The following is a 13630-nucleotide window of genomic DNA, read 5'->3' as shown; positions in this document are numbered from 1 at the left end:
AACCGGGGTCTCCCACACACTTGCCGCTCTTGATCCTGCTTTTACTTGCCGCTTGCAGCTAGCCACTTGCCGCTACTGAAAACGCCCCAGCGTTGGCAGGGCGTTTTCAGGCGTAATAATCGACTGCGCTGGAACCCACGACGGTGAGGGGTGCGTTGGCGGCGGCCGAGGCGGCATCCACCGGAGCACCATCGGCGATGAGGTCGCTGCCACCGGCACCGTTGACGCGGCTGTTGTCGCCATTGCGTTGACCGTCACCGCCCGACTGCTGCTGCGCCTGTTGCTGCCAGCCCTGGGACTGGTCGGAGACGTTTACGTTGACCTGACCCATGCCCTGTTGAACGAAGGAATCACGCAGCCGCGACATCTGACTTTCCAGCGCTTCACGCACACCGACATGGGCGCTCATGAACGTGACCTGGGTCTGCTGGTCCGCCGCCATATTGACGCGGATGTCCAGACGACCCAGTTCAGCGGGCTCCAGCTGGATGTCCGCCTGCTTGAGGTTCTGGCTCGACAGGTACATCACGCGGTTGACCACGCCTTCGGTCCATCCGCCCTGATTCATCGCCAGCGGCTGATTGAGCAGTGGCGTGGCCGGGGCCGACGCCGAGGTGTTTTTCACCTGAGCGGCCTGTGACAAGGCCGCCAGCCGGTCGGCGAAGTTATCCATTCGCGTATCGCTGGTGGCGCCCTTCACGTCTTTCAGGCCGTCAGCGAGCAAGCCGCTGAACGCTTTGTCGCCGCCGCCTTCGGTGGTGCTCTTGTCCACGGGTTGGTCGCCCAGCGCCGCCAGGTTATTGGCCAGCAGTTGCGAAGGATCGGCGTTCGGGTCTTGCTTGCCCCCACCTTTGCCGTCGCCATGCACACCGTTGTTCCCGGCCGCCTGCTGCGCCTTGTTGTCCAGGGCGACTTGCACGGCGGTCAAGCCTTCCAGCGGATCGGCGGAGGGATCGAAACCATCGCCGGCTGCGTCGGTTGTCTCGGTTGCGTCGGAAGGCGCCTGCACCGCAGGCGGCAGCATCACGGGCAGCGCGCCGGCGAGAAGCGCCGGATCCACCACCGGGTCAACGGGAGGCGCGACGGCCAAGGGCTCTTGAACCGGCGGCGTGACGGCAAGGGCCGGGTCCTGCGTGGGATCGACCGCAGCTGCATCCGCCACCGTCGGGTCCTGACCCGTGTCGGCGGCGTCATCCTTGTCGTCAGCCTGACTCTTGCCAGCGCCCGCATCGTCGTCCGTTTTGCCGTTCACCGGTTTGGCAGGCAAGCCATTGCCGTTATCGGCAACGGTCTTGTCATCGGCGGCAGACGTATGGCTGGCGGCGGGCTTGTCGTCCGCTGCCGAACTCTTGGCGCTTGCCGGCTTCGGCGCCGGGTTATCAGCACTGTTGGACTTGAGCGGCGTCTGCCTGGCGAAGACGTCAGAGAAGCTGGAAGTGTTGTGCTTGACGGGGTCCGGCGCCTTTGCCGCCGAGGTATTCCCGGCTTTCTGGACTTTGGCCGCTGTCAAAGCCGTCAGTAATGGGTTGTTGGCGAGGGCCATGTGAATCTCCGCAAGAGCACAATTACAGAGAGACAAAGCAAATGACGGGCCAAGTGCGTCGACTGGCTGGATTAAAGGCGAATATCAAGTTGAAGGCCGGGTTGGGACACCCGGCTCAGTGGCTGGCAGTGCAGAGCTGCAGCTCGTCTTCGAAAACCTTCCTGACGGCGCAGAATTCCTCCTTGATCTCGGACACCAGTAGCCTTATCCGAGCGTCGTCCGCGGTCACTAACCCGCGCCCTTGTTCTTCCAGTTGCAGGCAGAGCTCGGACAAGTGCGTGGCGCCCATGTTGCCGGTGCTGCCTTTAAAGCTGTGGGCCATCAGGCCCAGGCGTTGCAGCGAGGCGATAGAGGACGTAGTAAAGGCAGGGTCACGCAGCAACAGGGTCATGTCGTTGACCCGGCTGACGGAATCGGAAATGAACACCTGCAACAGCGCCGGGTATTCAGCTTCCATCACGTCACGCAGCGTGCTGAGCACGTTGAAGTCCACAGGATTATTCGACACTTGTTCACTCCTTGATCAAGACGCGCGGATTATGCCAGACCCTCCCAGGCAAATTCCACGCTGGCCGTCCGGCCATCATCGGACCACTGACAGCGGTCGCTGAGTTGCCGGACCAGCGCAAGGCCGCGCCCGGACAATTGGGTGACCGCAGGCGGCAGCGCCAGCACGCGATCGGAGTCGAAACCTGCACCGCTGTCCTGCACCCGCACCGTCAGGCGACCGCCCTCGCCGTTCGGGACGACCTGGAAATCGATGCGAATAAAACCGTCTTCCAGACGATCGAGGCGTTCGGCGCGTTGCTGATAGTAAAGCCCAAAACCTGCGGCGTCGCGTTTCAGCGCCGAGTCGAGCCCGAGCACACCATGCTCCAGCGCATTGCTGTACAACTCCGACAGCACGATATACAGCTCGCTGCTCTGCATGCGCAAGCCATGCACCTCTTGCACCAGTTGCAACAGATACGGCAGCGGGTTGAATCGCTTGAGGGTTGCCGCGCGGTATTCGAACGAAGCGGACCAATCCAGCGGACTCGAATCGCCGCTGTCGGTGTAAATGACAGAAGGCGGGCCGAGCAAGTCAGGCTCGGTGAATGCCACTTCGACCATGCTCACGTCATCCCGCGCCTGGCCGCGAAAGCGCGCCAGGGCCCACTGCACTTCTTCGATCAACAGCGCCGGGTTGCGGTTGCTCACCAGCACATTCTGCAAACGCCGGGCGCCGAACAGTTCGCCGTCCTGGCCGGTACTGTCGACCACGCCATCGGACAGCAGAAACACCCGATCCCCCGGCCCGAAGGGATACACCTGGGTGTTGTCGTCAAAGCTGCCGGCGCTCAACACACCGAGGGGCACGTTTGAAGAAATCAGCGGCGTATGCGGCCGGCCGTCGCCATGCAGCAGGTAACCATCCGGCAGGCCGCCGTTCCAGACCTCGACCAGTTGCTGCTTGAAGTTCAGGCACAGCAGCGCGGCGCAGCAGAACATGTCGACCGGCAGGATGCGTTTGAGCTTGGCGTTCATCTCCCGCAGGGTTTCGGGCAAACCGTATCCCTTGGCGGTCATGCCGTAGAACACTTCGGCCAGCGGCATCGCGCCCACCGCCGCCGGCAGACCATGACCGGTGAAATCCCCGAGCAGCAGGTGCATGTTGCCGGAGGGCGACCACGCCGCCAACAGCAGGTCACCGTTGAACAGCGCGTAGGGCGACTGCAGGTACCGGATGTTGCGCGAGCTCAGGCATCCGGAGTGGGCGATCTGATCAAACACCGCCTTGGCCACGCGCTGTTCGTTAAGCAGGTATTTATGGTGACGGGTGATCAGGTCTCGCTGATGCAGGACGGTTTCCTGCAACACGCGAAGTCGGTTCATGGCGTTGATCTTTGCGGCCAGCACCACTTGGTTGTAGGGCTTGGCGACGAAGTCGTCGCCGCCGGCGTCGAGGCAACGGGCGAGGTCTTCGCCTTCGGTCAGCGACGTCAGGAAGATGATCGGCACCAGCGCGTCGCCCGCGAGCGTCTTGATCTGGCGCGCGGCTTCGAAACCGTCCATGACCGGCATCATGGCGTCCATCAAGACCAGTTGCGGCCGCCGACGCTCGAATAGACCGACGGCTTCGGCGCCGTCGCTGGCGGTCAGAACGTCGTGGCCCTGGCGGCTGACGATGGCGGACAGGAGCATCCGGTCGCTGACGTTGTCATCGGCGATGAGGACCGTCAGGCGATCGGAGGCAGACGGCATCATCAGGCGGTTTTGACGATGTTGAAGAGTTTGGAGAAGTTGGAGATATCCAGAATTTTCTTCACGTCGTTGTTGCAGTTAACCAGCTGGATGTCGGCTCTTTCGCCGCCGGCGTGGTCACGCAGCAGCAGGAGCATGCCCAGCGCGGAGCTGTCGAGGTAGTGGGTGTCTTTCAGGTCGACCTTGTAGCGGCTGGCCTGTTTTTCTTTGGGTTCGTAGGCGCTCCGGAATTCCTGGTGCGTCGAAAAATCGAAGCGTCCCTTGATGGTGATGGTCAGTTCTTGGCCATCGGCGGAGCGTTCGGAGGTTACTGACATTGGCAAATTCCTTGTATGAAACAGCGCCAGACGCTTGAGTTTTAGCAGCCCTTGTGAGGCGTGGCAAATCGTTAGCTTTTACTTGGGTTTCAGGCGCTCTAGATCAAGAGCGTCTGCCTAACGGCAGACGTTTCGCCTTCGGCGAGTTACTTGGAAAAGCACCCCAAGTAACCAAGGGTGCTTGCTCCTGGTTGGGCCCCTCCTTCGTCGGGGTTCCTTCACTCCGGTCTCGCTCCGTGGGCCCGCCGCCATCCGCCATCCATGGCGGGGGGCGGCTCTCGCCGCATCCATGCGGCTCGGCCCACTCCACGAGACCTCCGTTCAGCCTGCACCCAAGTCGCGATTGGCGGTGTTTGGGATTTTTGTGTACGAAAATCAAGAGCAGATCAAAAGCAGATCAAAAGCTTCCCGGCTAAAGCCGGTCCCACTATGTCATCGCCCTCGCCCTCGCCCTCGCCGTTGCCGTTGCCGTTGCCGTCGCTTTTGCCCTTCCTGCGCAAAAAGTCCAGACAACACAAAACGCGACTTGGGTGCAGGCCGAGCGCAGGTTTTGCGCAGTGGGCCGAGCCGCATGGATGCGGCGAGAGCGCCGTCAGGACATGGATGTCCGTTCGGCGCGGGCCCACGGAGCAAGACCGGAGTGAGGGAACCCGACGCAGGAGGGCCAAACCAGGAGCAGGCACTTTTGGTTACTTTTAGTGCTTTTTAAAAGTAACTCGCCGAAGGCGAAACAATCTGCCCCCAGGCAGATGCCCTTAAAACTGTTCGGTCCTAGGGAGTCGCTGGACCAACTCATCCAGCAATTTCTGCTCGCGTTTATCTTCCAGCGCACGCGCCTCATCGATATACCGCTGCACCAGCTTGCGCAGCCCCTCCACCCGCGCATACGCCTTCTGCCACTCGCCGCGCGCCTTGTTCAAATTATTCTGATGCCACGCCAGACTCTGACGCTGCTGCGCCACCGCCGTCTCCAACTGATTGAGAAAGCGCTGATAATTCATCAGCCACTGACCCGACACCCCATGGGCACCCTTGTCGATCCACTGCTGCTGATAATCGGAGCGGAATTTATCCAGCTCACCCAGCTTGGTTTCCGCCAGCCGCACCTGCCCCTGAAAATGCCCCAGGCGCTGCACGGCGGCCTTCTCGACCTTCTCGGCCATCTCGACCACCGGCGCCAGACGGCCTGCACGACTGAGTGCCATGGCCGATTAACCGCCGGCCTGAGGATTGAAAATCTTCGCCAACTGCTCCTCGCTGCTCTGCATGCTCTCGTTCTCCTGCAACCCCTGGCGCAAATACTTCACCAACTGCGGCTGCAGCGAAATCGCCAGGTCAGTCTCGCGATCGCCGCCGGCCACGTACGCACCGACACTGATCAGATCGCGGCTCTGCTGATAACGCGACCACAACTGCTTGAAATACTGCGCCTGCACCATGTGCTGCGGATCGACCACCGACGGCATCACCCGGCTGATCGACGCTTCGATATCGATGGCCGGGTAATGGCCTTCTTCGGCCAGTCGCCGCGACAGCACGATGTGGCCGTCGAGCACGCCCCGGGCCGAGTCGGCGATCGGGTCCTGCTGGTCGTCGCCTTCGGACAATACCGTGTAGAACGCCGTGATCGAGCCACCGCCCGCCTCGGCGTTACCGGCGCGCTCCACCAGCTTGGGCAGCTTCGCAAACACCGAAGGCGGATAGCCCTTGGTCGCAGGCGGCTCGCCGATGGCTAAGGCGATTTCCCGCTGGGCCTGGGCGAAACGGGTCAGCGAATCCATCAGCAACAGAACGTTCTTGCCCTTGTCGCGAAAATACTCGGCGATGCGCGTGCAATACATCGCGGCGCGCAGACGCATCAACGGCGCATCATCCGCCGGAGACGCCACGACGACAGAGCGCTTGAGGCCCTCCTCGCCCAGGCTGTGCTCGATGAATTCCTTCACCTCGCGACCCCGTTCGCCGATCAGCCCGACGACGATGATGTCGGCCTCGGTGAAGCGGGTCATCATCCCCAGCAGCACGCTCTTGCCCACGCCGGTACCGGCGAACAGGCCCAGACGCTGACCGCGCCCCACCGTCAACAAACCGTTGATGCAACGAATGCCCACGTCAAGCGGCTGGCTGATGGGGTTGCGCTTGAGCGGGTTGATGGTCGGGCCGTCCATCGGCACCCAGTCCTCGGCTTTCATGCCGCCCTTGCCGTCGAGGGGGCGACCGGCGCCATCCAGCACGCGGCCGAGCATGGTCATGCCCATGGGCAGACGGCCGGTGTCCGGCAGCGGCACGACGCGAGCGCCGGGTGCAATCCCCGAAACGCTGCCGACTGGCATCAGGAACACCTTGCCACCGGAAAAGCCCATGACCTCGGCTTCGACTTCGACCGGTTGATGGCTGCCGTCGTTGATCACCATGCAGCGGCTGCCCATGGCGGCGCGAAGGCCCTCGGCTTCGAGGGTCAGGCCGACCATGCGCAGCAGTCGCCCTTCGACGATCGGCTGCACAGGCAGGGCGATCGCGTCGGGGTACGTGCTCAGGCGCTTGGCGAAACTGGTACGTTCAAGGCGCATCGACAGCACCCAGCGGGTAAGTGGTTTTCTCGGCGCTCTGGAGCGCCTCTTCCAGCTCAATGGTCACATCGGGCGGCGCCGGGTGCAGGGCCTGCTCGTGCAGCTGATCGAACATTTTGCCAAGGGCCTGACTGATCCGCGCCTCGACGGAGGCGTCGATGCGGCTGTGCTCGCTCTCGACCCGGCAGCCGCCCGGCTGCAGGGCGTCGTCTTCAAGGATGCGCCAGGTCTCTTCGTGACGCTCACGCATGGCTTTGACCAGCGCGAAGTCCTGGGGATTGACCAGAATACGCACGTTAGCCGCGCCCATTGGCAGCAGCCGCAACGCTTCGCGCAGCACCGTGCCAATCTGGCTGGAGTCGGTTTTCAGCTCGCGCTGGATGACCTGGCGGACCACATGCTCGACCAGTGACACCATCGATTTCTCGATCTGCGCGTCCTGGTCGGCGATGGGTTCGAACAGATGCCCCATCAGCACTTCCATGCTGTCGAGCTTGGCCGCCAGAGCCACTTCCGCTTCCTGACGAACCTTGAGCTGGGTGCTGTGGAAGCCCTCTTTCTCACCGATGGCGAACCCCTCGTTGTAGGCGTCCTGACGGATGCTTTCCAACTCTTCCAGGGTCATCGGCTGGACTTCTTCCAGCGGCACTTCTTCGCTTTCGGCGAGCTCGGCTTCCTCAACCACCGGTTCCGGCTCGGGTGCTTCCACGTGCGGGTCGAAGCTGGGCAAGGCCCAGACGTCGATCCCGCGCAAATCCTGTGCGCGGATGAGCTCACTGGGTGGTGCTTTATCGGAGCTGGACATCAACGACACCTACGCTTAAATCATTTCCTCGCCACCTTTGCCGCCAAGAACGATCTCCCCGGCCTCCGCCATACGACGGGCAATGGTGAGAATTTCTTTCTGGGCGCCTTCCACGTCGCTGACGCGAACCGGGCCTTTGGCTTCCAGGTCGTCGCGCAGCAGTTCGGCGGCACGTTTGGACATGTTCTTGAAAATCTTTTCCTTGATGGCGTCGTCCGAGCCCTTCAGTGCCAGTACCAGCACATCGGAGGACACTTCGCGCAGCAAGGCCTGAATACCCCGGTCGTCGACGTCGGACAGGTTGTTGAAGACAAACATGAGGTCTTCGATCTGTGTCGACAGGTCTTCGTCCACTTCGCGGATCGAATCCATGAGCTGGCCTTCGATCGAGCTGTCGAGGAAGTTCATGATATCCGCCGCACGCTTGATACCACCCAGGGTGGTACGCGACGTGTTGGCGTTGCCCGAGAACTGCTTCTCGAGGATCTGGTTCAATTCTTTCAGCGCCGCCGGTTGCACGGTGTTCAACGACGACACGCGCAGGATGATGTCCAGGCGCACTTTATGGTCGAAATGGCTGAGCACTTCACCGGCCTGATCGGCGTCCAGGTAGGCGACGACGATCGCTTGAATCTGCGGGTGCTCGAAACGGATGACGTCGGCCACCGCGCGCGGTTCCATCCACTTGAGGCTGTCGAGACCGCTGGTGTTGCCGCCCAGCAGGATCCGGTCGATCAGGCCGTTGGCCTTGTCCTCGCCCAGTGCCTGGGTGAGCATCTTGCGGATGTAGCCGTCCGAGCCGATGCCGACACCGGTTTGATCGCCGACCACGTCGACGAATTCGCTCATCACCTGCTCGACCTGCTCGCGGTGCACATTGCGCATTTGCGCCATGGCCACGCCAACCCGCTGGACCTCTTTCGGGCCCATGTGGCGCAAGACCTGCGCGGCGTCCGTCTCACCCAGGGTAAGGAGCAGAATCGCGGCCTTATCCACGCGGGTCAATTTAAGCGCAGCGGCTCTATCACTCATCAGCGTTGATCCACTCTTTGACGACCTGGGCTACACGCGCCGGGTCCTCGGCCACAAGGCTCTTGATTGCGTTGAGCTGTGCGTCATAACCCTCGGTAGGGCTCGGCAACAGAATACTTTGCGGACCGCCCAGACTGACGCGGTCGTTTGACAATTCACCGTCCATCCCGACCATGCCGCCCAGCTCGGAGTCGCCCTCCAGGCGCTTGCCTTGCGGGTTGGTGATGCCCTTGAGCACCGGACGCAGCACACCGAACACCAGCACCAGGATGAAGAGCACGCCCATGGCCTGTTTGACGATGTCCCAGAACCACGACTGCGAGTAGAACGGAATGTCGGGGATGACTTCGCCGCGATCGGTGGAGAACGGCACGTTGATCACGCTGACGCTGTCGCCACGGCTGGCATCGAAGCCGACGGCGTCCTGCACCAGACGGGTGAAGCGCGCCAGTTGATCGGCGGTCCACGGGACCATTGTCGTCTCGCCGTTGGCCGGGTTGACCTTGACCTGATCATCGACCACCACCGCAACCGAGAGGCGATTGACCTTGCCCTGCTGCTGCTTGGTGTGGCTGATGGAACGGTCGAGCTCGAAGTTCTTGGTCGACTGGTTACGCTTGTCGGCCGGGTACGGCGCCAGCATCGGCTGACCGGTGGCCGGGTCCATGATCTGTTGACCGTTGGCGTCCAGCAGCGGTTGGCCCGGTGCAATGGCGCCTGCGGCACCGGCAGCACCGGCTGCGGCGTTCTGTGGCGCAGTCGCCGGACCTGGCGGCTGGTTGCTCAGTGCACCGGGTACGCCCCCTGAACCGCTGCTGCTGGAGCGTTGTTCGTTGACCGTCTGCTCGCTACGCAAGGCAGGCTGGTCCGGGTTGAAGCTTTCGGCGGTGGACTCGACGGCGCTGAAATCAACGTCTGCCGACACTTCTGCCTTGTAACGGTCATTGCCAAGCACCGGCTGCAGAATGTTCTGCACACGCTGGGTCAGCATGCTTTCCATGCGGCGGGTGTAGTCGAATTGCTTTCCGGCCATGGACAGCTCGGAGTTCTCGGCCTGATCGGACAGCAGGTTACCCTTCTGATCGACGACAGATATCTGCGACTTGCTCAGTTCAGGAACGCTGGTTGCGACCAGGTTCATGATCGCCAGCACCTGACCCGGCTCCAGCGAACGACCGGCATACAGCTCAACCAGAATCGAAGCGCTTGGCTTGCGATCATCACGCACGAACACCGAACTCTTCGGAATCGCCAGGTGAACGCGGGCGCCCTTGACGTTGTTGAGGCTGGAGATGGTCCGCGCCAGTTCGCCTTCCAGGCCACGACGGTAGCGAGTGGCCTCCATGAACTGGCTGGTGCCCAGACCTTGATCCTTGTCGAGGATTTCAAAACCGACGTTGCCGTCGGTCTGCGCGATGCCGGCACCGGCCAACTTGATGCGGGCGCGGGACAGGTCATCGGACTTCACCAGCAGCGCGCCGGAATTAGGCTCGACGGTGTAGGGAATGTCGGCCTGGGCCAACGTGTCCATCACCTGCTTGGTGTCGACGCCCGACAGGCTGCCATAGAGCGGCTTGTAATCCGGCTGTTGCGACCAAAGCACGACGGCAAAACCAATCGCCACGCTGGCAGCCAGGCCCACCATCAGGCCGACCTGACGCAGCATGGTCATCTCGGAGAGATTTTGCAGGAAGGCCAGCCCGAACATTGGCGGCTTGCTTCCTGGCGCACCCGTTTTGGCGGGTACGTTATCGACGACGGCTTCGGCCATGACTTAAATCGTCCTCAAACCGGCATTTGCATGATGTCTTGGTACGCCTGAACCAGCTTGTTGCGTACCTGGGTCAGCGCTTGAAACGACACGCTGGCTTTCTGCGAGGAGATCATCACGTCGGTGAGGTCCACGCCGCTCTTGCCCATCTCGAACGCGGTCGACAGCTGATTCGACGCCTGCTGGGTGTCGTTGACCTTGTTCACTGCCATGCCGAGCATGTCAGCGAAACTGCTCGCACCGGCCTGTTCTGGCGCTGCGATTGCCTTGGGCTGAGCCATGGCGTCCATTTGCATGGAGCGCATGTCCAACATCAAGCGATTAAATTCAACACCTTGGGTCATGACGTTTCTCTCAAAAGGGCCGCAAATTTTTGACACGGATTCAGCGGTTACCTAAGCATTAGCAACAAGGGTGCCAGACCAATAGCGGCAATATGCCACGTTTGATGAAAGTGTTCGGACGGGGATTTAGACAGCCATATAAACGCAGGAGCCGGCTGGCTGGCGAAGGCGACGGGTCAGGTAAAAATGATGCGTCTGACACTCGCCATTCGCCAGCAAGCCGGCTCCCACAGGTCTTTTCAGGCAGGTTCAGGAGGCAAACAGAAACCCTTCGACATCCATGCCCGCATCACGCATCTGCGCCAGCTTGTAGCGCAACGTACGCGGGCTGATACCGAGGCGTTCGGCGGCCTCTTTGCGACGGCCGCGTTCGGCGCGAAGGGTGTCGATGATCATCTGAAACTCACGGCGACGCAGGTCTTCACCCAGGGCACCAGCCCCTTCCCCGCCGCTCGTATCAGGCGACGTTTCCATGGCGCCAGTCGCGACTGCCGACACCTGAGGCGTCGGCGCGGCGGCGAACGTCACCGGACCGGTCAGGCAGAAATCCTCCGCCTGAATCACCCCGCCCTGCTGCAGAATCAGCGCCCGCTGCACCGCGTTGTCCAGTTCGCGGACATTGCCCGGCCAGGGGTAGCTGACCAGGCACTTCTGCGCCTCGGCCGACAGCCGCACCGGGGCATGCTTCATTTTATTGACGTGTTTGGCCAGCAGACGCTCGGCCAGCGGCAGAATGTCGGCGGGACGCTGGCGCAAGGATTGCCACGCGAGCGGGAACACCGAAAGGCGATAAAACAGGTCTTCGCGGAAACGCCCTGCGGCCACTTCGCCCGCCAGATCGCGGTTGGTGGTCGCCAGTACACGGATGTCCAGTTCAATGGGCTTGCGCGCACCGACCCGCTCCACTTCCCGCTCCTGCAACACACGCAACAGCTTGGCCTGCAGACCCATGGGCATCTCGGAAATCTCGTCCAGCAGAATGGTGCCGCCTTCGGCCTGCTCGAACTTGCCAGCCTGGGAGGCAATGGCACCGGTGAACGAACCCTTCTCGTGACCGAACAGGGTGGCTTCGAGCATGTTGTCCGGAATAGCCGCGCAGTTGATCGCGATAAACGGCTTGCCGGCACGGGGCGATTGCTCATGGATGAAACGCGCCAGGACTTCTTTACCCGTGCCGGACTCGCCTGAAATCAACACCGTCGAATCACTCTTGGCCACGCGGCTGGCGAGACTGAGCAACTGCACGCTGGCAGGTTCGACCGCAATCGGACCCTCGCCATCGGCCGGCCCGAGACGACCCAATGCATGGCGAGCCACCAGGGCCAACAATGCCTTGGGTTCAAAAGGCTTGACCATGTAATCGGCAGCGCCCTGACGCATCGCCTCAACGGCGCGGTCGACCGTGCCATGGGCGGTCATCAGGAGCACCGGCAGCTGCGGGTAGCGGCTGCGCAACTGGCCGAGCAACTGGTGACCGTCCATGCCGGGCATATTGACGTCGCTGACCACCAGGCTGAACGACGAATCCGCAGCGGCAATCAGCGCCTCTTCCGCCGAACCGACCGCCTGATAGGCATGGCCGGCCAGCGCCAGGGTTTCGCCCAGCGCTTCACGCAAAGATGGGTCATCCTCAACCAGCAGCACGTTAATGGTCATGAGCGATCACCCGAAGAAATCGCCAACGGGCTCGCCTCACTTCCATTGCAAGCCTGATTGCCAGCCCCTGGAATCAGCGGCAACGAGACGATGGCGCAGGTGCCACGGCCCGGACGCGAGCGGAAGTCGACACGCCCCTGATGCGCCCGCGCCACAGCGGTGACAACGGCCAGGCCGAGGCCGGTGCCGGTGGTTTTGGTGGTGAAGAAGGGCTCGCCGATGCGGGCCAGCGCGGCCGGCTCGATGCCGCTGCCACTGTCGCTGATACACAGGCGCAATGTGTTGCCACGGTTATACGCATGGATCTTGATGCGGCGCCGCTCGTTACTCTGCCCGGCACTGGCCTGGACGGCGTTTTCAATAAGGTTGAGCAACGCGCCGACCAGCGTGTCGCGGTTGCACAGCAATTCGCCCGCAGGGCTGTCGCACTGCCAGCGCACGGCCACGTCACGCACGTGAGTCTGGGCGGCGGATTCGAGGGCGGCGACCAGCGCGGCCGGCGTCACCCGATCAGTCAGCGGCAGTTCGCCACGGGCAAACACCAGCATGTCGCGGACCTGATGCTCAAGCTCGTGCAGGCGCTCCTTGAGTCGTCCGGCGAAGCGCTGCTGGGTCTCGACGTTCAGCGCCTGTTCGGCCAGATGGCTGGCGTAAATCATGGCGGCGGACAGCGGCGTACGGATCTGATGGGCCAGTGACGCGACCATGCGACCCAGGGACGACAAGCGCTCGTGACGTGCCAACTGACTTTGCAGATGACGGGTCTCGGTCAGGTCGTTGAGCAGCACCAGTTGTCCTGGCTCGGCGTCCAGGGAACGGGTGGCAATGGAAAGCCGGCGCCCGTCCTTCAGGGAGATTTCGTGGCCATCGTCTTCGCGTGGCGCAAAGCAACGGGCGATGACGTGGCGCCAGAGCATGCCGATCAACGGCTCGCCCAGCAGATCCAGCGCAGCGGGATTGGCCTCGCGGACCATGCCGGTGCCGTCGATAACGATGACGCCGCCGGGCAGCAGATCAAGCAGGTTCTGAAGGCGGTTCGCCAGGCGTTCTTTCTCCGCCAGTTCCTGCATGCGCTGAGCGCTGACCACGGCCAGCTCGCCCTTGAGCTCGGTGACCCGTGCTTCCAGCAGGCCGTAGGAATCGGTCAGCTGAGTCGACATCTGGCTGAACAGCGCGAAGGCCTGTTCAAGGCCTTGCCTGCTCGCCACTTCCGGGGACTGCTGCACTAACGAACCAATGGCTGAACCGGGTTCGGAAGACATCTGAGCGGCCTGGGGCATAGTTGATCTCTCGGGTAGCGAACCGTCAGTAAACGGTATGTTCCAAGAGACATAGCAATCCTCGTGCC

The 13630-nt window shown here is 62.2% G+C and carries 12 protein-coding genes; all 12 read right to left on the bottom strand.

Annotated elements, in window-relative coordinates:
* Window positions 1–106: 106 nt before the first annotated feature.
* A complete protein-coding gene (locus ACYAR8_RS13460; protein WP_463580141.1) occupies window positions 107–1543 on the bottom strand; it encodes a flagellar hook-length control protein FliK in 1437 nt (478 codons plus the stop codon).
* A gap of 115 nt (window positions 1544–1658) precedes the next feature.
* Complete coding sequence (locus ACYAR8_RS13455; protein WP_463580140.1) at window positions 1659–2051, bottom strand: Hpt domain-containing protein; 393 nt, start codon at window positions 2049–2051, stop codon at window positions 1659–1661.
* Window positions 2052–2080: 29 nt separating this feature from the next.
* The gene (locus tag ACYAR8_RS13450; protein ID WP_074893021.1) at window positions 2081–3787 is read right to left on the bottom strand and encodes an ATP-binding SpoIIE family protein phosphatase; all 1707 of its coding nucleotides are present in this window, start codon (window positions 3785–3787) and stop codon (window positions 2081–2083) included.
* A 2-nt stretch (window positions 3788–3789) separates the two neighbouring features.
* On the bottom strand, window positions 3790–4104 hold the full coding sequence (locus tag ACYAR8_RS13445) for an STAS domain-containing protein (RefSeq protein ID WP_074892982.1): 315 nt from the start codon (window positions 4102–4104) through the stop codon (window positions 3790–3792).
* Window positions 4105–4859: 755 nt separating this feature from the next.
* Entirely contained in the window at window positions 4860–5309 is a 450-nt protein-coding gene (gene fliJ / locus ACYAR8_RS13440; RefSeq protein ID WP_074892984.1) for a flagellar export protein FliJ, read from the bottom strand.
* 6 nt (window positions 5310–5315) lie between these two features.
* A complete protein-coding gene (gene fliI / locus ACYAR8_RS13435; RefSeq protein ID WP_463580139.1) occupies window positions 5316–6674 on the bottom strand; it encodes a flagellar protein export ATPase FliI in 1359 nt (452 codons plus the stop codon).
* Complete coding sequence (gene fliH / locus ACYAR8_RS13430) at window positions 6664–7479, bottom strand: flagellar assembly protein FliH (RefSeq protein WP_074892988.1); 816 nt, start codon at window positions 7477–7479, stop codon at window positions 6664–6666. Before fliH ends, fliI begins: the two co-directional genes overlap by 11 nt.
* Before the next feature lie 15 nt (window positions 7480–7494).
* Window positions 7495–8511, bottom strand: coding sequence for a flagellar motor switch protein FliG (gene fliG, locus ACYAR8_RS13425; RefSeq protein ID WP_065987292.1), 1017 nt, complete (start codon window positions 8509–8511; stop codon window positions 7495–7497).
* Window positions 8504–10282 carry a flagellar basal-body MS-ring/collar protein FliF gene (fliF, locus tag ACYAR8_RS13420; RefSeq protein ID WP_463580138.1) on the bottom strand — a complete coding sequence of 593 codons (1779 nt, stop codon included), beginning with the start codon at window positions 10280–10282 and terminating at the stop codon, window positions 8504–8506. The genes fliG and fliF overlap by 8 nt, the downstream gene beginning before the upstream one ends.
* A gap of 14 nt (window positions 10283–10296) precedes the next feature.
* Window positions 10297–10626: a flagellar hook-basal body complex protein FliE gene (fliE, locus tag ACYAR8_RS13415; RefSeq protein WP_065987290.1), complete on the bottom strand. Its 330-nt coding sequence runs from the start codon at window positions 10624–10626 to the stop codon at window positions 10297–10299.
* Window positions 10627–10875: 249 nt separating this feature from the next.
* Complete coding sequence (locus ACYAR8_RS13410; RefSeq protein ID WP_108122557.1) at window positions 10876–12282, bottom strand: sigma-54-dependent transcriptional regulator; 1407 nt, start codon at window positions 12280–12282, stop codon at window positions 10876–10878.
* Window positions 12279–13544 (bottom strand): sensor histidine kinase, encoded by a 1266-nt coding sequence (locus tag ACYAR8_RS13405; protein ID WP_463580137.1) that lies wholly within the window; start codon window positions 13542–13544, stop codon window positions 12279–12281. Before ACYAR8_RS13405 ends, ACYAR8_RS13410 begins: the two co-directional genes overlap by 4 nt.
* Between the last annotated feature and the right edge of the window lie 86 nt (window positions 13545–13630).

The organism is Pseudomonas sp. HP_01, assembly GCF_055284355.1.
Note: the sequence above shows the minus strand (reverse complement) of the source record. Positions and strands in the feature narration are given on the sequence as shown.

Coding starts and splice junctions, on each gene's coding strand:
- ACYAR8_RS13450 (WP_074893021.1), bottom strand. CDS start 3,787: ATGCCGTCTGCCTCCGATCGCCTGACGGTCCTCATCGCCGATGACAAC.
- fliE (WP_065987290.1), bottom strand. CDS start 10,626: ATGACCCAAGGTGTTGAATTTAATCGCTTGATGTTGGACATGCGCTCC.
- fliG (WP_065987292.1), bottom strand. CDS start 8,511: ATGAGTGATAGAGCCGCTGCGCTTAAATTGACCCGCGTGGATAAGGCC.
- ACYAR8_RS13445 (WP_074892982.1), bottom strand. CDS start 4,104: ATGTCAGTAACCTCCGAACGCTCCGCCGATGGCCAAGAACTGACCATC.
- ACYAR8_RS13410 (WP_108122557.1), bottom strand. CDS start 12,282: ATGACCATTAACGTGCTGCTGGTTGAGGATGACCCATCTTTGCGTGAA.
- fliI (WP_463580139.1), bottom strand. CDS start 6,674: ATGCGCCTTGAACGTACCAGTTTCGCCAAGCGCCTGAGCACGTACCCC.
- fliJ (WP_074892984.1), bottom strand. CDS start 5,309: ATGGCACTCAGTCGTGCAGGCCGTCTGGCGCCGGTGGTCGAGATGGCC.
- fliH (WP_074892988.1), bottom strand. CDS start 7,479: ATGTCCAGCTCCGATAAAGCACCACCCAGTGAGCTCATCCGCGCACAG.
- fliF (WP_463580138.1), bottom strand. CDS start 10,282: ATGGCCGAAGCCGTCGTCGATAACGTACCCGCCAAAACGGGTGCGCCA.
- ACYAR8_RS13405 (WP_463580137.1), bottom strand. CDS start 13,544: ATGTCTTCCGAACCCGGTTCAGCCATTGGTTCGTTAGTGCAGCAGTCC.
- ACYAR8_RS13460 (WP_463580141.1), bottom strand. CDS start 1,543: ATGGCCCTCGCCAACAACCCATTACTGACGGCTTTGACAGCGGCCAAA.